Origin of the sequence: Natronoflexus pectinivorans (assembly GCF_004345615.1) — a bacterium.
Lineage (GTDB): Bacteria > Bacteroidota > Bacteroidia > Bacteroidales > Marinilabiliaceae > Natronoflexus > Natronoflexus pectinivorans.
In genome coordinates this window covers 732,095-758,302 of the sequence record NZ_SLWK01000001.1, presented here as the reverse complement: position 1 = coordinate 758,302, position 26,208 = coordinate 732,095, and the positions used below count along the sequence as shown (strand labels likewise).

The 26,208-nt window shown below is 37.3% G+C and carries 23 protein-coding genes; 1 reads left to right on the top strand and 22 read right to left on the bottom strand.

The genetic code is table 11. The annotated features are described in order from the left end of the window. Positions 1 to 33: 33 nt before the first annotated feature. From EV194_RS02820 to EV194_RS02715, 22 genes are all read right to left on the bottom strand, one after another. Positions 34 to 951, bottom strand: coding sequence for a hypothetical protein (locus tag EV194_RS02820; RefSeq protein WP_132431863.1), 918 nt, complete (start codon positions 949 to 951; stop codon positions 34 to 36). Between the two features lie 64 nt (positions 952 to 1,015). Then, positions 1,016 to 4,090, bottom strand: a complete 3,075-nt coding sequence (locus EV194_RS02815) for an ATP-binding cassette domain-containing protein (RefSeq protein WP_243699309.1) — start codon at positions 4,088 to 4,090, stop codon at positions 1,016 to 1,018. Positions 4,091 to 4,273: 183 nt separating this feature from the next. Continuing rightward, positions 4,274 to 4,654, bottom strand: a complete 381-nt coding sequence (locus EV194_RS02810; protein ID WP_132431861.1) for a DUF1987 domain-containing protein — start codon at positions 4,652 to 4,654, stop codon at positions 4,274 to 4,276. A 14-nt stretch (positions 4,655 to 4,668) separates the two neighbouring features. Next, positions 4,669 to 5,232 carry a SiaB family protein kinase gene (locus EV194_RS02805; RefSeq protein ID WP_132431859.1) on the bottom strand — a complete coding sequence of 188 codons (564 nt, stop codon included), beginning with the start codon at positions 5,230 to 5,232 and terminating at the stop codon, positions 4,669 to 4,671. A gap of 43 nt (positions 5,233 to 5,275) precedes the next feature. Beyond that, positions 5,276 to 7,894, bottom strand: a complete 2,619-nt coding sequence (locus EV194_RS02800; protein WP_132431857.1) for a PAS domain S-box protein — start codon at positions 7,892 to 7,894, stop codon at positions 5,276 to 5,278. A 129-nt stretch (positions 7,895 to 8,023) separates the two neighbouring features. Next, positions 8,024 to 8,803: a hypothetical protein gene (locus EV194_RS02795; RefSeq protein WP_132431855.1), complete on the bottom strand. Its 780-nt coding sequence runs from the start codon at positions 8,801 to 8,803 to the stop codon at positions 8,024 to 8,026. Further along, positions 8,800 to 9,378, bottom strand: a complete 579-nt coding sequence (locus EV194_RS02790) for a chemotaxis protein CheB (protein ID WP_132431853.1) — start codon at positions 9,376 to 9,378, stop codon at positions 8,800 to 8,802. Before EV194_RS02790 ends, EV194_RS02795 begins: the two co-directional genes overlap by 4 nt. Continuing rightward, the gene (locus tag EV194_RS02785) at positions 9,371 to 10,201 is read right to left on the bottom strand and encodes a CheR family methyltransferase (protein ID WP_132431851.1); all 831 of its coding nucleotides are present in this window, start codon (positions 10,199 to 10,201) and stop codon (positions 9,371 to 9,373) included. The genes EV194_RS02790 and EV194_RS02785 overlap by 8 nt, the downstream gene beginning before the upstream one ends. 26 nt (positions 10,202 to 10,227) lie before the next feature. After that, positions 10,228 to 11,076: a CheR family methyltransferase gene (locus EV194_RS02780; protein WP_243699308.1), complete on the bottom strand. Its 849-nt coding sequence runs from the start codon at positions 11,074 to 11,076 to the stop codon at positions 10,228 to 10,230. Positions 11,077 to 11,090: 14 nt separating this feature from the next. Further along, positions 11,091 to 12,968 carry a PAS domain S-box protein gene (locus EV194_RS02775; protein WP_132431849.1) on the bottom strand — a complete coding sequence of 626 codons (1,878 nt, stop codon included), beginning with the start codon at positions 12,966 to 12,968 and terminating at the stop codon, positions 11,091 to 11,093. A gap of 60 nt (positions 12,969 to 13,028) precedes the next feature. Continuing rightward, the gene (locus tag EV194_RS02770) at positions 13,029 to 14,108 is read right to left on the bottom strand and encodes a protein-glutamate methylesterase/protein-glutamine glutaminase (RefSeq protein WP_132431847.1); all 1,080 of its coding nucleotides are present in this window, start codon (positions 14,106 to 14,108) and stop codon (positions 13,029 to 13,031) included. Between the two features lie 35 nt (positions 14,109 to 14,143). After that, complete coding sequence (locus EV194_RS02765; protein WP_132431845.1) at positions 14,144 to 14,614, bottom strand: chemotaxis protein CheD; 471 nt, start codon at positions 14,612 to 14,614, stop codon at positions 14,144 to 14,146. 12 nt (positions 14,615 to 14,626) lie between these two features. After that, positions 14,627 to 15,526 (bottom strand): sensor histidine kinase, encoded by a 900-nt coding sequence (locus tag EV194_RS02760; RefSeq protein ID WP_132431843.1) that lies wholly within the window; start codon positions 15,524 to 15,526, stop codon positions 14,627 to 14,629. Between the two features lie 135 nt (positions 15,527 to 15,661). After that, entirely contained in the window at positions 15,662 to 16,531 is an 870-nt protein-coding gene (locus EV194_RS02755) for a CheR family methyltransferase (RefSeq protein WP_132431841.1), read from the bottom strand. Between the two features lie 23 nt (positions 16,532 to 16,554). Continuing rightward, on the bottom strand, positions 16,555 to 17,037 hold the full coding sequence (locus tag EV194_RS02750; RefSeq protein WP_132431839.1) for a chemotaxis protein CheW: 483 nt from the start codon (positions 17,035 to 17,037) through the stop codon (positions 16,555 to 16,557). Positions 17,038 to 17,057: 20 nt separating this feature from the next. Beyond that, positions 17,058 to 17,510 carry a chemotaxis protein CheW gene (locus EV194_RS02745; RefSeq protein WP_132431837.1) on the bottom strand — a complete coding sequence of 151 codons (453 nt, stop codon included), beginning with the start codon at positions 17,508 to 17,510 and terminating at the stop codon, positions 17,058 to 17,060. 27 nt (positions 17,511 to 17,537) lie between these two features. Next, complete coding sequence (locus EV194_RS02740) at positions 17,538 to 19,583, bottom strand: chemotaxis protein CheA (RefSeq protein WP_132431835.1); 2,046 nt, start codon at positions 19,581 to 19,583, stop codon at positions 17,538 to 17,540. A gap of 35 nt (positions 19,584 to 19,618) precedes the next feature. Continuing rightward, positions 19,619 to 19,954 (bottom strand): Hpt domain-containing protein, encoded by a 336-nt coding sequence (locus tag EV194_RS02735; protein WP_132431833.1) that lies wholly within the window; start codon positions 19,952 to 19,954, stop codon positions 19,619 to 19,621. A 9-nt stretch (positions 19,955 to 19,963) separates the two neighbouring features. After that, entirely contained in the window at positions 19,964 to 20,329 is a 366-nt protein-coding gene (locus tag EV194_RS02730; RefSeq protein ID WP_026474334.1) for a response regulator, read from the bottom strand. Positions 20,330 to 20,353: 24 nt separating this feature from the next. Beyond that, entirely contained in the window at positions 20,354 to 20,662 is a 309-nt protein-coding gene (locus EV194_RS02725; protein WP_132431831.1) for an STAS domain-containing protein, read from the bottom strand. Positions 20,663 to 20,846: 184 nt separating this feature from the next. Then, positions 20,847 to 22,562, bottom strand: coding sequence for a methyl-accepting chemotaxis protein (locus tag EV194_RS02720; protein WP_132431829.1), 1,716 nt, complete (start codon positions 22,560 to 22,562; stop codon positions 20,847 to 20,849). A 302-nt stretch (positions 22,563 to 22,864) separates the two neighbouring features. Next, positions 22,865 to 23,380: a YfiR family protein gene (locus EV194_RS02715; protein ID WP_132431827.1), complete on the bottom strand. Its 516-nt coding sequence runs from the start codon at positions 23,378 to 23,380 to the stop codon at positions 22,865 to 22,867. A gap of 315 nt (positions 23,381 to 23,695) precedes the next feature. Between EV194_RS02715 and EV194_RS02710 the strand changes: the two genes are divergently transcribed. Then, positions 23,696 to 26,110 carry an efflux RND transporter permease subunit gene (locus tag EV194_RS02710; protein ID WP_132431825.1) on the top strand — a complete coding sequence of 805 codons (2,415 nt, stop codon included), beginning with the start codon at positions 23,696 to 23,698 and terminating at the stop codon, positions 26,108 to 26,110. Positions 26,111 to 26,208: the final 98 nt, after the last annotated feature.

Sequence of the window (26,208 nt, the reverse complement as noted above, 5' to 3'; positions counted from 1 at the left end):
TTATTGAATTTTCAAAAATACATTATCATTTAATTATGAGATAATTTTTGTGCGAATTTCTTCAATAATCGTCATAATATTTTCAAGATCTTCATCGGTGTAATGCACAGTACTTACTTCATCCTGTATAAAAATCAATACGCCATCTTGTTCTATTCTTTGTGGATCACCGAGTTCAGTTGTAATTCTGATTGGTACGTAGGCCTCTTTTAATCTTGCTATGTCTTTGGCCAATTCAGCAAAATTTGGTTCGCTCGTGTAATTTGAAAGAATAATTTCAAGGATGTTGATAACATTTTTCTGTTCCGCAATTCTAATCTTCAGATCTTTGTCTCCCGATTGTCTTACAACGTTTGTGGCAATCCATAAACCTTCAATCCAGGCTCCGGTAACAATCAAAGTACTTACGTTGCTCCTGTTTTGCTCGCGAAGATAATTATCCATGCGGTTAAAACTGGATACCGACATTTCCATTAATGAATCCAGATTAGATGAACTGGATGCCATTCTGCGGAGGGAATTGAAGTCGAAGAATTGTCCCACTCTAATTCCATCTGCAAGACTGTTTACAGCCAATAAATAGGAAACAACGATATTGCTCTTGTCAAATGTGTTGATGTAGCCTAAATCGGCGCTAAAAACACCTAAATTAAGCGCTCTTTTAAAACTGGTCTGATACCGGGACACATTATCCGGATCATTAAGAATTCTTTGGGTAAATTCTACGCCTGAAGCTTTAAACAGGTTGGCCATTTCCACCGGAGAAGAAATGTTACCTATAACTTCGTTCATAATCTCTTCCGAAAGTTTAAGAGGAGCGTCTGTTATGAGCGAATCGGGTAAAACCAGTTCGTCTGAACCACGCCTGTCGGCATCGGAGCAACCTTTACAACCAGAAAATAGTTGAAAACCGGCAAGTATCAGCAGTACAAAAAATAAATTCTTTATCATGACAAATGAAGTTTAAGTTTCACTATATAATTATTGTCCTTATACATCTATGTATGTGAAAAGGTTACTTTTTCCTAAGTTTAATTGATCCAAAGTAGTCGATGCCTCGTTTCAGGAGATCAAAATAGAGTACAATGTAAAGTAATATTGTTAACACCCACACCATGGCTACATTGAACCACAACGTTTCGTAAAATCTTCCGCCGAAATGTTTCATCGGTGCAAAAAAGTGGGTGCGGAATGACCAGAAGTAATCAGGTTCAGGCATTTGGTAGATGGGATCAGCCATTTGAACCAGTTCATTGTCCTGACGCAGAATTTTATTTCTTTCGAACTCGCGTCTTACAATGGATGAAATGCTTTCGTTATAGTGGTCATCTTTTATTTGATTAAATCTGTCGGGATCCTGATTCATGTTTAGTGTAATGAATTGATCCTTTAAGGCATTGGCTCTTGAAAACATGTCTCTGTAATGTCGAGACAGAGCATTTACGTATTCATGTGCTTTATTGGCCACCGAAACGCTATAATTCTCGGGGTTCAACTGATCAATAAAATTGAACTCAATTTCAGGAACTCTGCGCATCTCTTTTGACAGCTCGTTGTAAAGCAAACGGACATTATTAACAAACTGACGATCATCCCGCGGCTTTTCATCCATAACATGTACCGATGTTTGATCAATTATTTGTCGCAATTCAGGTATGTAATGAACGTTTTTGTAGTCTGCATGGCTTTCCTGCATTTCAATTTCAAAAGAGTTTCTTTTGAAATTGTTGTGTTTATACTGATGCACAATTAATCCTTCATAAACATACCGTGAAGGCATAAATTCAGCTATGGCAGGAACTTTATCAACACTTGTAAAATCCTTATTGAGTTTATCAAAAGTAAACATTGCACCACCAAGAACCATCTGCGGAATCATAACCAGTGGTATCAATATGTAAATGGTTACGATGGAGTTAAAAGATGCAGACAATATGAGTCCCAGAATATTGGCGAATGCCGATATGGAGAAAAGTGCCAACCAGAATTCAAAATACATATTTTGAATTCCAAGTATATAGTTTCCTACAAAAACAAAGAGAACCATCTGTATGGCGGAGATTGTAAACAGCAGCAATATTTTCGAAGCCAAATAACTTGAGCGACTGAGTTTCAGAAATGATTCGCGCTTGAGTATTTTTGCATCCTTAAATATCTCTTCAGCACTAACAATTAATCCAAAGAAGAGAGCTACAACAATTCCCATAAAAATGTAGGGAGGAATATTTTCATTTTCTCGGAAAATGTAAATATTTGAGGTGGGATCGGCAATATACCTGATCAGGTATGCAAGAATAAAACCAAGAAACGGTGCTTCGAGCAAGTTAAGAATGATGTATTGCTTGTTGCTGATTTTTGAGAAAAAATCACGCAAGGTATAAATTTTGAACTGGTTAAACCAGGACGGGATATTCAGACTTTTAGGCGGTTGTGTCTCAACACGCTTAATTTCAGGAATTGGGTTTTCCTGTTTAAAGTGCTCATGCCACTCTTCCGGAGAAACTTTACGTTTATTTGTGTAGTTTCCGTATTCATCAATTACACTGGCATCAATAATGTTAAAGATCAATTCGGGATTGAGGTTTCCACAAGTTGGACATTCCCCCTGATCACTGTTGATCTGCGAATCCAGTTGTTTAAAATAGATGAGAGATTCACCGGGATTTCCATAATAAACCGGATATCCTCCTGTGTCGAGGATATACATTTTATCAAACATCTTATAAATATCGGAAGAGGGCTGGTGAATTACCACGTAGATGAGTTTGCCTTTCAAGGCAAGTTCTCGCAATAAATTCATTACGTTTTCCGAATCCCGGGAAGAGAGTCCTGAAGTTGGTTCATCCACGAATAGGATTCCCGGTTCACGGATGAGTTCCAGAGCAATGTTTAATCGTTTTCTCTGTCCACCACTGATCATTTTATTAAGTGGCGATCCAACTTTAAGATGGCGACGCTCATATAAGCCAAGGCTTTGAAGAGTATCGTCCACCAATCTATTTATCTCCTCTTCATTTTTATCTTTGAAGCAGAGTTTCGCATTGTAATAGAGGTTTTCGAATACGGTTAATTCTTCTATAAGGAGATCATCCTGCGGAATAAGACCGATCACACCTTCTATCTGATCTTTTTCTGTATGCAAGTTGAAACCATTGATGAGCACCTCTCCCTCGGTAGGGGCTTCAATACCGGATAAAACATTAAGCAAGGTTGTTTTTCCTGCACCGGAGGCACCCATAATTCCTATAAGTCTTCCCTGCTCTTCAGCAATATTGATGTTGCGCAAACCCACTGCTCCGTTCTTAAACCGGAAGAGTACGTTATTTACTTCGTAGCTTATTTTATTTGCGGCCGAGTCGGTAAGGAAATGACCTGCAACATCGGTATAGTATACAGGTTTTCCTTTGGGAACACGAATAAAACTTCCTTTGGGGAACAGATAAATGCGGGTTTTATTGATGACCAAACCGTTTAGGAAGATTTCCTGATCACCCGTATAGCGCATAAAATAAAGGTCAGCGCTTTTTATTCTCAGAATAATGATGCTGCCGCTAAGTCCCGAAGTTTGTATGTGCTTATTTTGAGTTCCGGATTGCTCCTGGTCATTAACCAGCATAAAATCCAGATGATCAAGTTTTACCGGATCATTATGCAGGATAAAAGTTTCAACCGCGGAGACTTCATTTTTTGGAATTTTAAATACATCGGCAACGGTATTGATGATCGCCATCCGTTGCTCGGTGAATTTCATATCCATACTGATTAGTTCGTAAAGACGAACCAATACGACTATTTTCTGTTCTCGGTTTAATTGTTTATTGATTTTTTTACAGATTCCCAGGATTCTTACAGAATCTTTCATGGAGGTTAGTTTAACCTTTCCTCCCTCCTCTTCACCATCGGAATCGTTTGATTTGGCTTTTGCAGAGTGCTTGAGAAAAAGTGCAAAGTATTCTTCAACAGCGTCACTGCTTAGTTGCTGTTTAAGGAACATCCGCACATATTCGGTTTCGTTGGAACCAACTCCTCCATCCTGTTTGGTTAATAAACCAAACAGTTGCATCAACGCTTTTAGTATCTCTTCACTCATTCTTTAAGCTCAATGAATATTCTGTAATTTTATACTAACTGGTTTAAAATCGAATGATGTAAAAATTCCATTCGATTTTTAATATTTTAATATTATAAAATAAACTATCAATCACAAAGTTATGAAAAATATGCAAACGCAATTTTTCCGCTTTTGCAATTTCATGATTAATTAACGATAAGATTAATCGTTGTAAACGATATAATCGAAAGGTATTTCAACGATGTCGGAATACTCTTCACCTGCTTCCAGCATATCTTCTTCGTCTTCGTGGTAGTGCCATTTAATCACTACTTCTTTTCCGTTCTCAACAATCTCTTCAAATTTTAAAAGTATGTCGAGAATTACTTTTGACGATGCTGTGTTGAAATATTCCAGTTTGAAGTTGAACTCAGTTCTGTCATTTGGATCTTGTGCATATTCATCAATCCAATCAAGAATTTTTTCAAAAAACATGTTGACATCTTCTGGCAACGATCTGCCGGAAATTTCAAATTGTCCGCTCGCTTTATCCAATATTACATTGGGGGTATCGTCTGTTCCCTTTATATTGATTACTTCCATATCTGTTGCTTTTATCAGTTTCTTTTAATCGTTGATGTTAAGATGAAAAAGGATACCTGGTCGTTGAGTTCTTTAAACTGGTAAGAGAGCTTACTACCGGTTTTTTTGGCGATATCTATCAAGCCAAGGCCGGCTCCACCTTTATCAGAAATGGTAGATTCTTTAATTTGTTGTTTAAACAGGGTTGATAATCCTGCTTTATCCAAGCTGTTGATGTGTTCCAAACTCTCTTTGAGACCTGGTACGCGTTCATTTTTGATGATGTTCCCGGTAATGATATTGTAAGAGTCGTCTCCTCTACTTACCATCACAATTCCGCGTCTTTCATTTTCTTCGTCGCTTAATGAATCAGCATGTTTGCTGATGTTTTGCAAGCATTCAACCATCACATTAAAAACCTTTTTCTGAACGGTGTTTGATTCAGCGTTTTTTGAAAGGCTTTTTTCGGTGAGAGAGGTAAATGTTTTGGTTATTTCCTGTGTTACCTCTCCTTCGTAAACCAAGTTAATTTCATTGGTTTTCATGGTTTTGTAGAGTTGGTATGCAAACTCCAAAAACCCTTGTTTTTCTTTTTCCATTACTATAGAGTTTTCAAACTATTCAATTAAAATGTAAATATAGCTACAATTCGATTCCAATCAATAAAACATCATCAAGTTGTTTTTCATCGCCCATCCAGTCATAAAAGTCTTTTGAAAAGTATCTGGCAAAATAGGCCATGCTTTGATTAGGGCTTGCTGTTAAAGCTTCACGTATTCTTTTTGGCTGATATTTTTTGGTATCGGGTCCTCCAAACTGGTCTGGTAATCCATCGCTGAAGAAAAAGATCTGATCACCCTTTTCGTAATTAATGACATGGTTTTCAAAATCTTTTTCCACTTTTTTTCTCAGAGGAATTCCTCCAATTGCTTTTCGTGTTCCCTGGTATTCCGATAATTCACCGTTGCGAACAAGAAACAGTGGCCGATGAGCTCCTGCAAAATTAATGGTTTGATTCTTTTGATCAATGATACAAAGAGCCAAATCCATGCCATCTCTTCCTGTAGCTCCTTCCTGATCTTGTTTCAGGGTGCTGCGAACTTTGTAATGCAACTCATCTAATATTTCAGCGGCAGTGGCGTTATCCTGGGCATTAACGATGTTGTTCAGTAAGAAATAACCAATAAAACTGATCAGCGCTCCTGGTACACCATGACCGGTACAGTCTACCGCAGCTACATAAGATATATCATTTTTTTGGAAAAACCATGGAAAATCCCCACTAACCACATCTTTTGGTCGGTAAAATATGAAGGATCGGGGGAAATATTCCTGTATCAGTCTTGTATCCGGCAAAATGGATGTTTGTATCCGTTGTGCATAATTTATACTGTCTGATATTTTTTTGTTTTTCTCTTTTATGTCCTGTTCAATTTTCTTGAATTCCGTCATATCATGAGCCACAAACAGAATGGTTTCCAACTCTCCCTCTTCACCGAGTTCCGGAATGGCTTTTATTTCCATAATTCGCTCGCCTGAAGGTGATTGAATTGAAACCTCAGATATGGTTTGTTCCTGATTATCACGAATATTTACGAGACATTCTTCAACATAGTCAATAAATCGGGTATCAATTTCAACTTCTGAAATACGTTTTTTTATCAGTTCTCCGGCAGGAAGATCTACGAAATTTGTTACAGCCGGGTTGACGTACACCAGTTTACCCATTAAATTGATACGAATGATCATATCAGGAGAGTTTTCTGATAAGCTTTGCATCCGGCTCTTCATTCTCTCTTCCTTCTCTGCTCGTTTACGTTCGGTAATATCCTGCGTATTGAATATGATTCCTTTTATGGCTGGATCATGTAGAAGGTTCTTTCCTTTTGTTTCAAGGAAAATTTTCTCGCCATTTTTGCGCAAATAGGTGTATTGCGCTGTTTGTTCTCCACCGGGAGTGTCCAAAAGATACTGAAACAGACTGTTAATGGTTTTTAATCCACGCGGGGTCAAAATGTCCGGATCCATTCCGGTGATTTTATCATCGTCTTTGTAACCAAGAATTCTTTTTACCGAAGGACTTTCGAAAACCAATTCCTGGTTTTCATCGTAAATTGAAATAAACTCAGATGCATTGGTTAACAACGCTTCCAGTCGCTTACGCGAATTTGCTACTTCCTGAATTTGAGTTTCCAGTAGCTTATTACTACGCTCCAGTTCTTCTTGAGCGGCAATCATTTCTAAAGCGTTCTTTTTAAGCTGCTCTTCGTTTTCACGAAGAGTAGAAGTCATTTGCTGTGACTCTTTAAGCAGCTCTTCCGTGCGGGTTGTTATTTTCAGGTTATAAATTGTTTGGCCAATAATTGTGCTTACTTCAGTGGCAAATTGTAACTTATAACCCGGTATATTATCACTTAAAAAAGCAATTTCAAAAACACCTTGCAACTCCTCTTCCTGAAGCAGGGGCACGATAACAATACTTCTAGGTTTTTGCTCACCGAGTAAGCCTGATGTAACCGTATAATAATCATCTGGAATTTCGTTGCGATAGATCATTGCTTTTTCGTAAGCTGCAGCTCCGATGAGGCCTTTCCCTATTTGTATTTCGTTATATTCAAAGCGCTGTCTTCCATAAGCATACATGGCACTTCTCTTCAGCCGATTGTCACGCAGAATATAGAATGCACCCTGTATTCCCCCCATATAGGTAATGATGGTTTTTATTGTTGAAATAGATAGTTCATCAAGGTTGTGGCTGTTCCTCAGAATGTCTGAAATCTGCTCTTTCCCTGTTGTAATCCAGTTGTGTTCCTCCTCTTTTTTTCGGCTGGTTCTGATGTTTTTTCCTATGTTAATCAGTTTTTCGGAAAGTATATCATCATGAGATACAATTTGATCCCACTGATTTTTTTCCAATGCATTAGCCAACTTTAAGTTTTTTTCCAGTTGGATTTTCAGGGTACTTATTTCTTCCTGTATGTGTTTATTTTTCCTTGAAATGTAGTTCTTTGCATTTAAATATATCAAAGGCACCGATAGAATAAACAAGTCGACAATCCATACCGGGACGTATTTATGAAGCTTTATAATGTTTAAAAAAGAAACAGGCTTATTAATGAAGGCAAGAAAACCAGTCCATGAAAAAAAGAGAAGTAATAAAATGGCAAATAGAAGATAGTATCTTTCCCGGGTGGAGATTACCGACAGGGAAAAATGATTCTTCCAATTTTTTATGATGCTAATATGTTTTAACTCCTTCATTTTTTATAATTGATTTCATTGTTCCGGGAATGCTCTCTATAATTTTTGCGAGACAATTTCCACATGAAAAATCATTTTAATAAGAGATTAATGTCTGTATTTATTTAGGTCACAGCTCTTTTTTATCATTTATAAAACTTTGTTTTCAATTAATTTGGCTGCTATGTTACTCCACATTTTCACTATCTGACTCTTTTTAAACGTGATAAGCTCAATTAAATATTTATTTTGATTTTTGGTATCTAAAATTGGCAACAGATAAAGGATGTTACCGGGAGCACTTCCAAGCCCTGAATTGATAAAGAAATATGATTCCGGAATTTCATCTATCTCTATTGCTTTCTCATCTTCCACGGCCTGACCATTTAAGCCCTCTCCCTTCGAAAAAGGATTGGGTTTAAAATCATCGGGCAGTGCGTAAGTTTCTTCTACGATAAATTGGCCTTCAGGTTCTGTTTGTTTGTATAATATGATGCCTCCTGCTTGAAATATTTCTGCCATTAGATGCAGAAAATTGTGTTGTGAAAGAGATTTTTTCCCTGATTCGAAGAGTTGCTTAAGTATTTTCTCCTGATAAGAACTAAATTTTGTGGCGGCATTTTCTTTGTCCTCAAACTCTTTTAATTTTATCCGCAGCGATTGTCGCTCATTGTCCCATTCAGTTTTTTCTTGTTCGAAGCTTGTTTTTAGGTTCTCAATTAGATTTGAGGATTCCCTGTAATATCGGTCAGTGATATAAAGAATTGTTAATAAAATAATCAGCGCTGAAATATCAAAGGTTATGAATAGCGCTGAGAAGCTTTCAGGAAAAAGTAAATATTTTACAACTGTCAAAATAACCATTGACAAAGCAAAGCTGAATATTTTCACCAGGAATGGGTGCTTTTTATGTAGTTTAGTTGATTTCATGGCTGAAGGGAATTTAGAAACTGAACAATTTCTGACGGAGAAAGAATCTCATCGGGACAAAAAAGTTGTAATGCAGATTTTGGCATTGTATCAATATCACAAGTTACGGGATCCTGAACGATGGTGTATCCGCGGTTATCTGCAATGCTTTTTAGTCCTTTGGCGCCATCTTTATTGGCTCCCGTAAGCAGAATACCCAGAGCTTTTTCTCTGTATACATAAGCAGCTGACATTAATGTATAATCAATTGATGGTCTGCTGTGATTATGACTCTCTTCGGTTGATAAAGCAATGGATCCATCAATCTCTATGAACATGTGATAATTGGATGGTGCCAAATAAACCCTGTTGGGTTCAATTTTCTCTTTATCGTTTGGCTCTACAACTTTAATTTTTGAGTTAAGACTTAATCCTTCCGAAAGACCAGAGCGAACATGTTTTAGTCTATGTAAGCTAAGTATTATGGGAATTTTAAAATTGGGATCTAATTTTGACAAAATGCCGGAAACTACAGAAAAACTTCCCGCCGAACCTCCCATCACGATAATTTTATATGAATGTTCAGGGTTATGCATGATGACTGTTCCGTTTTAATTGTGGTTTTTGGTATATTTTCTCTGATTTGTCAACAACTATCAACTCATCATTAATGGACAGAGGCATTTTTTCTTTTACTCCAATGGCGATGTAGCCTCCTGGCAACAAATTGTTATATAGTTCGGTAAGTGTTTTCTCTGCTTTTTTTGTATTGTAATAGATGGCTTTATTTCGGAAAATGATTAAACCTGTTTTATCAGGTTTGTTGTTTTTGATGATGTCGAACTCTTCACAATTGACCTGGCTTGTTATATTCTCAGTGAGTAAAACTGTACCGTTCTCTTTTTTGATATACTCGTTAAATCTATCTCTGTTTTCCAGTCTCTTATAGTTTGTTTGGCTCACATCAAGGTGCGATGCATTTATCCGGCCTTCACGGATGCTTGCACAAATGGAGGTAGAGGGGTTACTACAAAGAATGTTATACTTTCCTGCCTGATTCATTTCATGCAGTATAATGGCAAGAGAAAATATTTCTTCACCGCTTGGTTCGTCAGGTACCCAGATATTTTGAGTTCCTTCGGGCAGATTTAAAAGCACATTGTCTCTCAACGATCTCCAGAATGCCGGATCTCTGAACATTTCTGAATTCTCGACAAACATTAACTTGATCACATGTTCACGAAAATCGTTCTTAGAAAGAGCTTCAATAAAGGTTCCTACTTTTCGGATATTAAATTGATCAAAAATATATGCAAGCCTTCTTTTCAGAAACGATAATGCATACTCCGTATAATCCATGTTGGTATAAGCCGACATGGCTGATGTAATTTCACGTATGTCATTGATGCCAAGATTCACAACACAGATAATAATTTTGGGTTAAATTAATATTTGAAATGAAATGTATTTGTACGCGAATAAACCGGTCCTTTTTTGGCGAATTTCGTTTTAAAGAAACCGTTGAGTGTTTCATGAGTTCCAAGAACCATGACGCCACCAGGAAAAAGGTTATCATGAAAGCATTGAACAATTCTCGATTGCAATCCTCCATTAAAATAGATCAATACATTTCGGCAAAAAATGATGTCAAACTTGCTATAAAACGGCAGTTCCTGTTTAACCAGATCATGCCTGACAAATTTGGTTTTAGTTTTTAGAAATGGTTTTATAATCAACTGATCGCTTTCTTTTGAAATTTCAAAAAAATCAGTGATTTTTGGAACCACTGAATCTGCAAAAGCAGCATTCAGGTTTTCCTGATATTTGTTATGGTTAAAGCTATACTTATAAGCGCCTTTTTTAGCGTTTTCAAGGGCTTTTTTGCTGATGTCCGATGCATAAATCTCTGCTTTGTCAAATATTCCTGCCTCATGCAGCAAAATCATCATTGAATATACCTCCTGACCGGTTGAACAACCAGCATGCCAAATGTTGATTTTTGGTCTGTTTTTGAATGCAGGGAGAACGTTCTCCCTGATAAATTTCCATACCGGAGGGTCTCGAAACAGTTCAGTTGTATTAACTGTAATGGCCTCGACTACCAATTCCACAAACGCCTCATCATTCCTTGTTTTATGAATTAATTCATCCATGGTTAGATGATAGTCCCTCATTATTTTCTGGATGCGTCTATCTATCGAATTATCAGAGTATTCGCAAAAATCATAAGGCGAACACTCCTTAAGAACCAGCAGATACTCCTTATATGTCATTTTCCCCTCGCTATTCTGCATTAGTTCAATACTAATTAAAACAATTCAACTTCGACATTCTGGATAAACGCGGTGTAAGAGGACTCTTCTCCCAATTGCGCTTCTGAAAGCAGCATAAGAACCGGTATATCCTCAGCGTATTTATTTCTGATTGGAATTTCCCGACGTTCTCCTACAATTTTTTGGCTCTCTTTATTTAGAAATGCGGTGACAAATTCATTGGTTTTTGCTGTCTCTTTTGAAAACAACATATTGGCATGATTTCCTAAAACTTCACTTCGTTCGTATCCCCAGAGTTTTTCGGCGGCCGCATTAAAGAATTCTACTATACCATCTTGGTTTGTTGTAATGATGGCATCCAGAGCGCCTTCAAGTGTTTTTTCATTTCGAATTTTTACGGCCTCCATCTCTTTAAACTGCTCTTTCACTTCATTTCTTGCTTCCTCAAGCATTAATCCAAGTTCATCTTTGGAGCGTTTGAGAGCTTCCTCCATTTCAACCTGTTCGGTGATGTCGTTTTCAAGACTGATGATTTTCAATATTTCACCATTATGATCCATTACCGGGCTATAAGTTGAAAACAGGTAGATCTCCTCTCCTGCTTTTGTCCTACGTTTTACACGGCCACGAAAATTTTGACCGCTTGACAGATCGGCAAGAATTCTATCCAATTCTGAAACGTCATCTTTAAAGAAGAAAATTTTTAAGTTTTGGCCTTCAACCTCTTCAGGTTTATATTTAAACGTACTAAGGAAGTTTTTATTAACTGATAAAAGATTTCCCTCAATATCGAATTCGCATGATATGGCTGCATGATCAATGGCATCAAGAATCCCTTTACGTTCAATTTCGCGTCGGTCGCTCTCTTCCTGGGTGGCTCGCATCTCTTCCAGGTTTTGACGCAGTTCCTCTTCCTGCTGAGCCATTTTCTCGGCTTGCATCTGGGTTTCACTCAGCAGTTTGTTGGTTTGAATATTTGTTTTTACCGCTGAAATAGTAGAAGCGATGCTTTCTGCTGATTTTTCGACCAGTTCAATTTCGAATTGTTGCAAGATCTGGAATGATGCCAGTTCAATAACACCGAAAAGTTCATTATTTGTTTTTAAAGGAACCAATAATATGGTTCCGGGATTAGATTCACCAAGTCCGGATGTTATATTAATGTAATCGTCTGGCACATCGGTTAAAAATATTGTTTCCTTTTCTAGTCCACAACGACCAATCAAACCTTCTCCCCAGTTTATTGTTTTATCGGCATATTTTCTCCTGTCAAATGCTACACAGGCAGTCATTTCAAAATATTTGTCTCCCTTTTTAGTCTCATTTAGTAAAAAAACACCACCCTGATTTACTTTCATGTAAGTAACCAAGTATCGTATAATACTGTAAGATATATCTTCCAGATTGTTACTTGATTTTCGGAGTATTTCACCGAACTGAGCCAAACCTTGAGTTACCCAGGTTCTTTGTTCCTCCTCAATTCGCCTTTTTTCCTGTTCTTTTTTGCTTTTAATCATGAACTCTCGCAGGTTCAGAAGAGCATTGGAAAGGGGGTCGCTTTTCTTTACATTTCCAAATGGTTCATCCAGTTTATCCTGACGAAGATTTTCTATAAAAGCCAGAACCATGTTGGTTTTGTTGGCTTCTTTTTTAATTTTATTTGCTTGTTTGTTAATAACAAGCATAAATTTATTTGCCAGAAAATATCCTGCTATTGCTAAAATAAATGGCAATAAAAGTACAGCCCATAAAGCTGGGAAAAGGGAGAACAGGGTTGATAGACTTTTATCAGTCTCTGCTAACGCAGGAGCATCAAGACTGATAAGAATTATAAGGGTGGCCAATATTACACCTGCAGCACCACCCTGTAGGGTTGATTTTGAAATCAGAGCTTTATATTTGCTTTTTTTCATTCTATCCTGACTTAAAATATTAAGTAATTATGGTTAGTTTACGGAAAAAAAATAAAATGGTTAAAAGAATTTTTTAACCAGATAGGGAGCAATTTCATCGATACCCAAAATACCCTTCGCTGCACCTAATTTAATGGCCTCTTTTGGCATTCCAAATACAATGGAAGTTTCCTGATTTTGTGCTATGGTGTCAGAACCTGCTTCTTTCAGTTCCAGCAGTCCTTTTGCCCCATCTGCTCCCATTCCTGTAAGCAAAATGCCTGTGGCATTTTGTCCGGCATACCGGGCTGCCGATCTGAACAAAACATCAACCGATGGACGATGTCTGTTTACAAGAGGCCCTTTTTTAATCTCAACTGAGTATTCTTTTCCTGAACGTTTTAAAAGCATGTGATGGTCGCCACGGGCAATTAATACCCTTCCCTGATAAAGCCGGTCACCATCTTCGGCTTCTTTTACTTCCAGGTTTGTGATTGTGTTTAGGCTATTGGCGAAAGATTTGGTAAAGCCTTCGGGCATATGCTGAACAATGGCTATTCCCGGCATTCTCGGTGGAAGTGATTTAAGAAGGGATCTGATGGCTTCGGTACCTCCTGTTGAAGCTCCTAGAACAATTATTTTATCGGTATCAGCAATTCTTTTTTTATAGGATCCAGCCTCCAGAATAATGTCCGCAGAGTATTTTGGTTTTACAATTTCGACTTGCGGGGTATTACTAATTTTAAGTCTGGATAACTTTGCCTGTGATGCAGCTTTAACTGCATCGCATAGTCTGATTTTAGATTCATTGAAGAAGTGCGCAGCATTCATAGCCGGCTTCCCGATGATTTCTGAAGCTCCATACTCCAGAGCTTTCATGGCAACTTCGGTTCCTTCATTTGTTAGAGAAGAAATTACAACAACCGGAATCGGGTGTTGCGACATAATTTTTCTCAAAAAGGTGAGACCGTCCATTCGAGGCATTTCGATGTCGAGAGTGATCACATCGGGAACCTCTTTCATAATCTTTTTAACGGCGATGAGAGGATCAGCTGCGGTGCCCATGATTTCAATCTGGGGGTCGGATTCCAGAATGGAAGAGAGGCTTTGCCTGACCACTGCTGAGTCGTCAACTATCAATACCCGAATCTTCTTGTCCATGGATTGCAACTGTTATCTAAACTGAAAAATAGTGTTTAATTCTCCCTTTTGTCAATAAATTTATGCCTAACTTCACCTGTATCAGTAAAGAACAAAATTTTACGTCCTTTTCTCCCTCCCGTACTCGATGCTACCACTGAAATATTCTTCTCTTCAAGCAAAATCCTGGCCACCCTGATGTTTCTTTCACCAATCAGCATGGCACTTCTGTCCGCCGCGATCAGATCGCCACCACCAAATATCTTGGCTTGCAGTTTATCTCGTCTACACCCTAACGCTACCATCCGTTCAATGAGCTTTTCAAAGGCTATGTTACCATATTTTGGTGATGCCAGATCGTTCCCGTTCCATGTTGGCAGCATGTAATGATTTATCCCACCAATTTTTGTAACGGGATCCCAAAGGCATATGGCCACACACGATCCCAGAATGGTTTTAACCACATAAGGCTCTTTACTGGCAAATAGCGTTGAAGGATATAAAAAATGTTGTAAATATTGGTTCATTTATATGCGTCCTTAAAAAATCTCATCTTCATCATCGAAGAAAATGTCATTTCCTTCGCCACTAAAGCCTTCAACTACATTTTTTGCTTCGGGAATTCTAACAGTAAAAGTAGAACCTTCTCCTTTTTTACTATCAATTTCGATGGTACCGCCCATAACATCCAGCAGAGCTTTGGTGATGGAAAGTCCCAGTCCGTGTCCCCGATTTATTGAGTTGATACCTGAATCAAGACGCTTAAATCGTTCGAAAATTACTTTTTGATTTTTTTCGGATATACCAGTTCCGAAATCCTGCACTGCTATGTTGAGTGTATCTTCGTCAGCTGTCATCGTGATGATGACTTTGCTGTTTTTATAGCTGTATTTTAAAGCATTATTGAGTAAGTTACTCATAATTAGCTTTAATTTTTCGTTGTCGGTTTTAAAATAGAAGTTCTTTCCAAATCCATACTCAATTTCATAGTTGAACTCAATTTCAATTCCCATTTTGCGTGCAACCAGATTGAAGGCTTCGATGATGGTTTGCACAATGTTACGAACGTTTACTTTTGCTACGTTTGGAACAACTTCGCCGGCTTCAATTTTTGCGGCAACGAAAATATTTCTAAGTTGAAAATCCAGGTTAAAAGCCTCACTATGAATGAGTGCTACCATTGAAACAACTTTTTTCCAGTCATTTTTCTCAACTTGCAAAATAGATTTTGATAACCCCAGAATTGATGTGAACGGGTTAACTATTTCGTTGGAAATATTTGAGATAAAGTGACTCTTTAATGCTTCTGATTCTTTGAAACGCTTGGTAACACCTTGTAGTTCCTGAGTAAGAACATTCACTTCCTTTTCAAATTTGGCGCGCTCCTGGAGTCTGTCTTTTAACTCCTTTAACAGTTGTCTGTCATTAATATTTGTCATAGTTCAGCGATTATAAAATCTTATTTCTTTTCTGGTTTTGTTCTTTTGCTACGTATTAAAACCATATTGGTTTTAAATGATGATAAAAATTCATTAAAAAATCTCTCACCAGTGCTATTTAGCATTGATAATATCCTATATTTTTTTAAATATAGTCGGTTTTATATGTTTTAGCGGAACATTCATCCCAGAAAGGGATTCAGAATGTCCTATAAAAAAATGCCCATCTTTTTTCAGATATGTACACAATTTATTGATTACTCTTTCCTGGGTTGGCCGATCAAAGTATATTAGTACATTTCTGCAAAAAATTACATCAAACATATCTTGTGCTCCGTAGGATGTATCCATCAGGTTAAGATAACCTAGTTTTATGTTTTTTTGCAAATGTGGGTGTACCCGAATTGTTTGATTATTAACATCCTTACTTTTAAGGAAATATTTCTTTTTAATATCCATTGGTATGGTTAAGGCCTTACTGGCCGGATAGATACCTCTGGCTGCTTTTTCAAGCATTTGGGTTGAAATATCAGTTCCCTGTATTTCGAATTTAAATGAGGGGTTAAGTCTTTGATATTCATTCAATACGATTGAAATCGTATAAGGTTCTTCTCCACTTGAGCATCCTGCGCTCCATATCTTTAATGGTTGATGCGTTGGGTTATTCTTAGTAAAATCTTGAAGAACGGTTTCATTTAAAAAAATAAAATGAACCGGTTCTCTAAAAAAATCTGTTTTATTGGTTGTTACTACATTTAAAAAATGAAGTAACTCTTTCTGTTGTCCATCCTTGCTAAAGAAATACTCTTTATACTCTGAATACGAATTCATTTTCAGTTCGCGAATGCGTTTAAGCAATCGCCCCTGTAACATGATCCTTTTAATGGGAGGCATTTTTATACCGTATTCTGAATATATATATTGGCTAAATACCTGAAAATCTTTTTCGGATAATTCTGCCTTAAAACAATCCAGCCCGTTCGGATTTTGATTAATTGATGTCATTCGTGCTTTAAGCCGTATCTTGTTTATTTTTTTACTCCCTTTAAGATATCTGTCATTGCAATGATCTCTTTTTGGTTGAATACCATATCGGCATTTAAAACATAGATGAATTTATCCTCATGTGTCAATGTTGCCTTGATATATGCCGGTTTATAGTCATCAGAAATGGTTTTCATTTCACTTTCCTCACACTCAATAACATCAGATACTGCATCCACAAGCACTACAACCCTGTAGGTTTTTCCTAAAACATCACTCACAAGTTGTAATATAATCATACAAGTTGCTGCCTGAATTTCGACTGGAGCCATTCCAAATTTATGTCCAGTATCAATAACAGGGATTACTTCCTGCTGATATTCAATAACGCCTTTTACAAATTCCAAAGACTGGGGTATTGCTTTTGGTTCCATATATTCCCTTATCTCAAGAACCTTGGCCACGTTAATTCCAAACAATTCACCGGAAATTTGAAATGTGAGATATGAATTTATTGTTAATGACATACTAAGCTTATATTGTCTGGTTATTTTTCAATTATTTCTGCCAAGTTATTCATATCGATGATATGAATAAACTCATCGTTAATTAATAGGGTTCCTTCAAAAGACTCAATGAGTCCTTTTTTCCCATCCAGAACTGTTTCTTTCAGTTCAGAACTTTTGGTTTCTATCACTTCCTTAACTATGTCAACCATAATTCCCACCCTTGCGTCCTGATTATTGGCAGGATTGATAACAATAATTGAGTTATCCTGGTTGGAAGTGATGTCCTCCTTACCCATAATAATTCTCATGTCGGCTACAGGAATTATATTTCCATGCAGATTTATAATTCCTTTAATAAATTCCGGTGCATTGGGCACCGGAGTAATATTCTCCGGAACCTCAAGTATGTGATCAACCTTAAGGGCGTCAACAGCGAAGGTATCCTCCTGTATCTGAAATGATAATAGTGTAATTTCCTGCACGTCTTCCATATTGGTATCTACTCCTCTTGTTTAATATTAACCGGCAACCTTTTTGCTCTTCCTTTCCATGAGCAGGCGTGATGTATCTACTACCATAGCCAGAGTGCCGTCTCCCATAATTGTAGCTCCAGAAAGTATCTCCTGTTTTTTTAGGTATCTGCCTAATGGTTTTACCACTGTCTGATATTCTCCAATAACGCTATCAACAATGACTCCTGTTATTCTATCCTCAGCTTTAATCATAACCATTTGTATTACATCATGCTCTACTTCTGGTGCGTTAAAAACATTTCTCAGGTCGATGTATGGGATTTGTTCTTTGTCAAGAACAACCACATTGTTAAATGATTTTTTTAACTGGGAAGGATCTAGTGCGTGAATTTTGTCTATGGCTGATATCGGGATAACATATTGATTTGCACCTACTTTAACCAACAATCCATCGATGATGGATAGGGTCAGTGGCAGTCTGATTGTGATGGTTGTTCCTTTACCTTTTTCGGTGTCAATTGAAACCTCTCCTCGGATGTTGGCAATTTTTCTTCGGACAACGTCCATGCCCACACCACGTCCTGATACATCTGAAACAGCATCTTTTGTACTAAACCCACTGACAAAAAGAAGATCAAGCACCTCTTTATCAGTCAAAACAGCATTCTGATCAATGATCTCTTTATTGATGGCTTTCTGACGGATAAAATCAAGATCCATACCTTTACCGTCGTCTGATACTTCAATGATTACGTTTGCTCCTGAGTGGAACGCCTTAAAAAGGATGGTTCCTTTGGGTGATTTTCCTGAAGCAATCCGTTCCTCGGGTAGTTCAATACCGTGGTCAATTGAATTACGCAATATGTGAAGGAGAGGGTCGGTAAGATGTTCAATGATGTTTTTGTCCAACTCCAGGTCACCACCTTCAATTACAAAGTCAATATCTTTTCCCTGATCTTTGGACAAGTCCCTAACCAATCTCTGAAAGCGCATAAGCTCGCTCTGAAGCGGTATCAGACTAATGTCAAAAGCATTTTCCCTAAGTTGACGGGATAATTTTTGAATGTTTTCAGAAAGGCTGACGATTACCGGATCTTCGTTGCTCTCAGAATAGAGACTTAGCTGAGCCTGTATGGTAACTAACTCGCTTACTAGTGTAACCAACTCATCAATTTTGTGCGAGGCTACTCTAATGCTTGAGATTTTGTGCTCCTTTATAGCGGTTATTTTCTTTTTCTCTTCTCCGGATTCAAGCTCTTGTGATGAAGGCTTTAATTGGCTAAGAGATTGAAAATCTTCTATTTTAAGAAGACTGTTTCCTTTTTTAGCTTTGTTAATGATTTCAATACACTCCGGTTTTTGGAGGATATTGGAATCTGCAATCTGGTCAATATGAAGTTCGCACTCGTCTTCAACAAAAATGAATACATCTTTAATTTCGTTTAATGATTCGGATGTATTCAGTAGAATTTGCCACAGACAATAGTTGGCGGTAATATCAATTAATTCAAGAGAGGGAACCTTGTGGGTATAGGCAATGGATATAGCTTCACCCAAAGCATGTATGTCATCCAGAAGATATAGAGGGTTGGTTCCGTTTTGTAACAACTCCTCTTGAGGGATGAAATTAATCAGATATGTTTTGCTCTCACTTATTTCATCATTGATGTTTTGCGAATCAACTGCACTATGAACAGAAATTGTAGATGTTGAGTCAGATAGAACAGACTGCAACCTTACAATAAACTGATTGTGACCCTTTAACTCTTGATCATCGGTTAAATCTCCAGTTTTTATGAGATTTTTGATGTGGTCGATTGCTGAAAAAGTCAGAGATATCAGATCAGATGTAACCGCCAGTTTATTATTTCTAACCCAATCGAAAATAGTTTCCAGGTGATGCGTAAAGTCACTTAAGTGGTTAAAGCCAAACATAGCTCCTCCTCCTTTCAGGGAGTGCATCGCCCTGAAAATCCTTTCAATGAGCTCTTTGTTATCCAGGTCTTTTTCAAGAAGGAAGAGAGATTCTTCCAAATCCTGGAGATTGTCCATTGATTCCTCTACAAATTTCGCTTTAAACTTATCTAACATGAATTTTGCAATTTGGCCTTAAAATGATTTTATCCTTATTGTTGTGGTACCTGGGTTTGATTTTCTTCAGTAATACAGTCAATTATGGAGTCTATTGTTCTTTTCGTTTGCCATAAAAGTTGTAAGCTGACTTCTTTTTCTCCGGATCGGATCTCGTAGAAAGTTTTTTCCAGTTTACGTGATATTTTTGATGACATATCAAAACCCAACATCGGTCCAGTTCCACTTAATTGATGCGAAACAGAAAAGATTCTATCAACAAGCAAGGACTTTTTATCAGATTCAATAACTTGAGCTGATAGATCAGAGCTGATGTTTTTCAGCTCTTGCAGTGTCTCCTTGTAAAATTGTTGTTTAATTTCTGTTAACATGCGATTCTTTTAACGAATAACTCTGGATATTGCTGATAAAAGTTTAGCAGGAACAAATGGTTTAATAATCCATCCTGTTGCTCCGGCTTCTTTAGCCTCCATCTTTTTTGCTGCTTGTGATTCAGTTGTTAGAAAAAGAATTGGAATATGTTTGTAATTTTCCATTTCTCTGACTTTTCTGATCAGACCCAGGCCATCAAGATTAGGCATGTGTAAATCGGTAATGATGATGTCGATATGTCGCCCGTCAAGAAATTTTAAGGCATCTTCACCATCTACACCTACTAAAACATCATAACCTTCGTTCTGAAGGGTAAAGTTTACTACTTCCCGGATACTTTCTGAGTCATCAACGATAAGTACGGTCTTTGCCATAATTGTATGCAGTTTTAAATTGTTTTAATTTATATAATTACTAAATCCTGCGTTTTTAAGTAGTGCACTTAAATCTTCAGGGAGTTTCATCGAAAAGCTTACCTCATAACCGTTCTTTTTGCCACTGTTTTTTATAGACTGAAGTAACTGTATGAATGTCAGGTCTATATTGTCAACATCATTAACAAATACGCTAACTGATTTTGGATTTTTGATGTGGCTTTTTATCTCCTCAGTTATCTTTTTAATTGAATTGATGGTTAACTGGCCGCTTAGAGCAATATCCAATTGTCCATTATTCTCCTTAAAGTCAACATTAAAATTTTCTGTCATAATGTTTCGTTTTATTTATTGATGAAACCACATCTACTTTATTAACAGTGCCCCAATTCAAAATAAATTTTGACCTGTTTAAGTCAGTTATCGATGTTTAAATATTATAGTTTTCTTCAGCTTGTAATACAGGAGTTTGATTATCTGATCAATTTAATAATAAGAAGTCGTTAAATACATGCGTTTAGAACTTCTCATAGTTATCCAGGTCAAACTCTTTTCCCAGATTAGACAAATTAGGCTTCTGCTGAATCCCTTTACCTTTGTCCTTCTGTGAAGAATCTGGATCCTTTTTCTCTGTGCTCATTTTGTTTTCAATAGAAGCTTCTTGCTTTGCTTCCTTGATAATCTCTTGTTCTTCTTCCTGGCCAATTTTGAAATAGCTCACGGCTTTTTGGAGGTTTTCTGCAAGATCTGCCAGTTGCTCAGAACTTTGCGTAAGCTCATCAGAACTAGAGGCATTTTCCTGTGTGATCATGTTCAACTGTTGCATGGCTTGATTTATTTGATCTGCCCCTGTCTTTTGTTCCATGCTTGCTGCTGCAATCTCCTTTATCAGAAGAGTGGTTTTCTCAATGTCGGGAACAAGCATTCGCGCTTTTTCGCCGGCTTCCTGCGACACCTTTAGGCCTTTAGTTACCAACGTTACAATTTCGTCTGCAGCTGTTTTACTTCTTTCAGCAAGTTTTCTAACTTCTGCTGCTACAACGGAGAAACCACGACCATGTTCTCCCGCTCTGGCCGCTTCAACGGCTGCATTTAATGCAAGAATATTGGTTTGAAAGGCAATATCACTGATCATTGATATTTTTTCTGAAATAGCACTCATTGCTTTAGCTGCCTCAGAGCTTAACTCGTTGGCAACATTTACGTCCTTAGCTGTTTCAACAGTGATTTTCTCAGTTTGAATGGCATTGTCTGTATTTTGATCAATGTTTGCCACCATCTCTTCAATGGAAGTGGATACCTCCTCTGCTGAGGCAGCTTGATCGGCAGAGCCTCTGGACAGTTGCATAGAGCTGCTTTTTACAGTGCCGCTAGAATATACCAGACTGGAGGCATTTTCTTTGATAGACAAAACCGTATTTTTTAGGTTTATGGCCATGTTGCTTAGCTCTTTTGCAAGGATGCCGATTTCATCTTCCTGATCTACCTCAACTTTGGCAGTTAAGTCTCCAGATCCAATAGACTTTGCAAATTCAACACCTTTGGTGAGAGGCTGCACAATAGAAGTGTAAAGTATCCAAGCGATAGTCAGGGCGGCGAGAACAAGAACCAATCCCATAATAATTACGACCCAGGTAAGGGCAGAAAATGCATCACGCATGTCACCAAGAGCCTCTTCATTTAACTGGTTGTATTTATTAGAAAGCTCTAAAATATCATCTGCAATTTCATCCGAAAGCCTCATAATTCCCCGTCCTTCCATAACCATGTCTTCAGCTTGGAAGAATATCATTACATCCTCGTATGCTTCGAATGAATCAAGACTTTCCATTACTTCCCTTTGCATTGCAAGCATGGAATCAATAGAATTAAAAATTTCATGAATTTCTTCAACATCTTCCTGATCCCTCCATCTTTCAGTGATAGATTCAATGGTTCCTCTAAGTTCAGGCCAATCCACTCTGTGAAGATTATCTAGCCTGATTTTATCCGGAGTTCCTGGTTGGTTATCAACAAAAACCCAGTTTCTGATTAGCATCTTACTTTGAGTTATCATCATGTCAAGTTCACCTAAATGTTGAACTGTTGGACTATAAATCCCGGTAACCTGATTGTTGAGATTTGTACTTCGTACGAGCGTGGTAATGGTTAAGATGCTATTCAGCAACACAACGACTAATATTAGTCCAAACCCATAAAGGAGTTTTTGGCCAATGTTTAGTTTGATCTTCATCTGATTAATTTATTTAAGTTTATCTATCACTCTGTTTTAATAATTATTGAACGTTGCGTTCAATAATTAGCCGTCACATTGTTTAATGAATTATTAAAAATAATAAATATTAAAATATGACTGAAGATCAATGAGAATTAAAATCATTAATCTATTTTACATAAAGGTATAAATTAACGTCGACAAGTTACTAATTTTATATCAGACGCTTAACCCCTTTATTGAAAAAATCGATTAAATCCGTTTCAATAAAGGGATCAGTCTTAATTCATCCTATCTTTAGGTAATAATGTCTATGTCAATTAAAGATTTATGGCAGCTGCCATTCCCTCCAGACGCGAGCTGAATTGCAGTCCTACTCTGGCAGCATTAGCTCTGTGTAACTCAAAACGTAATGCATTATCCCGAATTACAAAATTAATTGCTGCTCCATGATTTGTTGCGCCTTCTGCTTCTGCAATAATCAAACTGTTGGTTTGAATAGCCTTGTCAATCAGCAAATCAGAGTTTGCCCTGATGTTGGTCGTATTTGAAACAAATATTACCTGGCAACCTTCAACCTCATCAATACTGCGATACTCACGTACAACAATATCCTGAAAGCCAAATTTTTTCCCTTCGGATTGTTCTCGTATATGATCAGCAACCTCTCGATTTCTGACCACCCCGATGACAAAATCTCCCTGCAGTGAACTCTCAGGCCATCCAATATAGCGGATGAAGTTCAGCGTAAAAACTGCCTTAAAACGAGCTTCCTGTGCAACCATCGTATACATGGGAAGCGTTAAAAGCAATAATAATAAATAAATCTTTTTCATATTACCCGTTCTTTATATTCTTTCTACCTGTGTCATATTACGAAGTTCTTCTTTTTTGGTTTCTATTTTTTGATAATTTGTTATTAGTGGCATGAATTTTGGCTATTTCTTGATGCGGTAAATATATGTTAAAGCATAGAAATACAGACAAATAGGCTTATTGTCAATTATTATTCCAAAACAATGTAAATAATTCTTATTATTTATAAAATACGAGGTTGGAACTATAGCAATTCTATATCATGGCATTAATTTTTTCGTTAAATTCGCATCATTTTTTGTTGATTTGTTTAAAAACTTCTTTTTGTTGATTTTATGTGGGTAACCATTGCCAGAACTATTCTTAAGAATCGCTTGCCTATCCTGTTTATTATTGCCGCAATAACTGTTTTTATGGCTTACCAGTCTCAACGAATTGAGATGTCATATCAGTATGCTCCATTGCTTCCTGAAGATGATCCGGCCTATCTAGAATATGAACGTTTTGCTGAATTGTTTGGTGACGAGGGAAACATTATAGTTCTTGGTGTCCAGGATGAGCAATTTTTTGATATCAATCATTTTAACCGATGGTTAAAACTAACTGATGAACTCAGAGCAATTGACGGTGTTAATGAAGTCCTTTCTATTTCCAACAGCTATAATCTCAAACGAATTGCCGTGGAACGTAGATTTGGTGTTCAGCCACTCTTCTCGGATATAGCATATCAGCAAGATCTGGACTCGATAAGGCTAATATTTGAAAGTTTACCATTTTATGATGGCCTCCTTTATAATAGAGAAACCAACACTTATTTAATGGCGTTATTGCTCGATACTGAAGTTTTGCAAAGCCCCGAAAGAGTACGATTGGTTGAAGAGATTAAATCTGCCGGTTCCAGATATGACAGTTATAATGGTACAACACTCCAATATTCCGGACTACCTTTTATTCGTGTTGAGACTGCTGAGATGGTGAAATATGAACTTAATATGTTCATTATTTTAACCCTTTTAATTACAGCCCTTATAATATTCCTGTTCTTTAAATCCTTTAAGGTGGTAATTTTTTGTATGCTCATTGTTGGTACGGCAGTTGTCTGGGCATTAGGTATACAAGGAATACTGGGATTTAAGGTGACCATTCTTACGGGAATGATTCCACCACTTATTATTGTTATTGGTATTCCCAACTCTGTTTTCATGCTGAATAAATATCATCAGGAGTTTAGGAGCCATGGTAACAAAATCAAGTCTTTGCAACGGATGATCCGAAAAATAGGGAATGCTACCTTTTTAACTAACTTAACCACAGCCAGTGGTTTTGCCACCTTTGTATTTACCAGCAGTCGGATACTCGTAGAGTTTGGAATTGTTGCTGCCATAAATATCATTGTGATATTTATATTATCGCTTCTTCTAATTCCCATTATATTCAGCTTTCTTGCCGATCCAAAAGAGCGGCATATCAAGCATCTTGACCGGACTTTTGTTTCCAATGTGGTGAATAAAATCCTCCATGTATCATTATATCATCGTACAAAGGTATTTGTTATTACCGGAATCATGCTGATGGTAGGAGGATATGGAATTTCCCGCATGCAGACTACTGGATACATGTTGGATGATATTCCTCATGAGCACCAATTATACTCAGATTTAAAGTTTTTTGAGGAGCATTTCAACGGATTAATGCCTTTAGAAATTCTGATTGATACAAGAAGACCCAACTCCATTATGCAAAGGTCAATGATGGAACGGATGGATTTACTTCAAAGCCGATTGGATTCCATTGATGAGTTATCGCGACCTATATCTTATATAGAGTTGATTAAGTTTGCCAGACAGGCATATTACAACGGATCGGAATTTCATTATGCCATACCCACGGCTATGGATCGCAACTTTATTTTGTCGCATATGCAAGCCCGAGGTAGCGATAATGGAGAGGGTTCGGGATTGATGTATTCGTTTATAGATTCTGCCAGACAAATGGCAAGGATTAGCCTGAGAATGGAAGATGTGGGTACAACGAGGATGGAAGCTTTGGAACAAAGCGTAAGGAACACCATCGAAGAAATTTTTCCGCCGGATGAGTATGAAAGTCTAATTACGGGCGCTAGTGTGGTGTTTTTTAAAGGAACCAATTATTTGGTTAGAAACTTGTTCATCAGTCTCTCCATCGCAGTTTTGTTAATTGCTACATTCATGGCCTGGATGTTCAGTTCAAAGAGGATGGTTTTGGTTTCGCTGATCCCAAATATCATACCGCTGTTAATGACAGCTGCATTGATGGGTTATTTCGGAATTCCCATTAAGCCTTCAACCATTTTGGTTTTTAGCATTGCGTTTGGAATTTCAGTGGATGATACCATCCACTTTTTGGCAAAATATCGGCAGGAACTGAGTGAAACCAACTGGAGTATAAGAGCTGCTGTTGTTATAGCAACGAAGGAAACCGGCTTAAGTATGATCTATACATCAATAATACTATTCTTCGGTTTTGGGGTATTCAGCCTGTCAGATTTTGGCGGTACAGTTGCACTTGGTTTGCTTGTTGCCTTCACTTTACTTATTGCTTTGTTTTCCAATTTGATTTTATTGCCATCCATTTTACTCACTCTTGAAAAATTCATTACGAATGAATCTTTTAAGGAGCCTCTGCTTGCTATTTATAACGAGGATGAAGATATTGAAATAGATGACCTGGTAATTGAACGCAAGAATCAAAAAGAGCAAGTTGATGACTAAAATGAACCTGCGAGATAGCAAATGACTTGTATTTTTTTTATTTTGCAGTATTTACTTTTAGTTACAAGATCCAATATAGAATTTTCAGAAAGATTCTA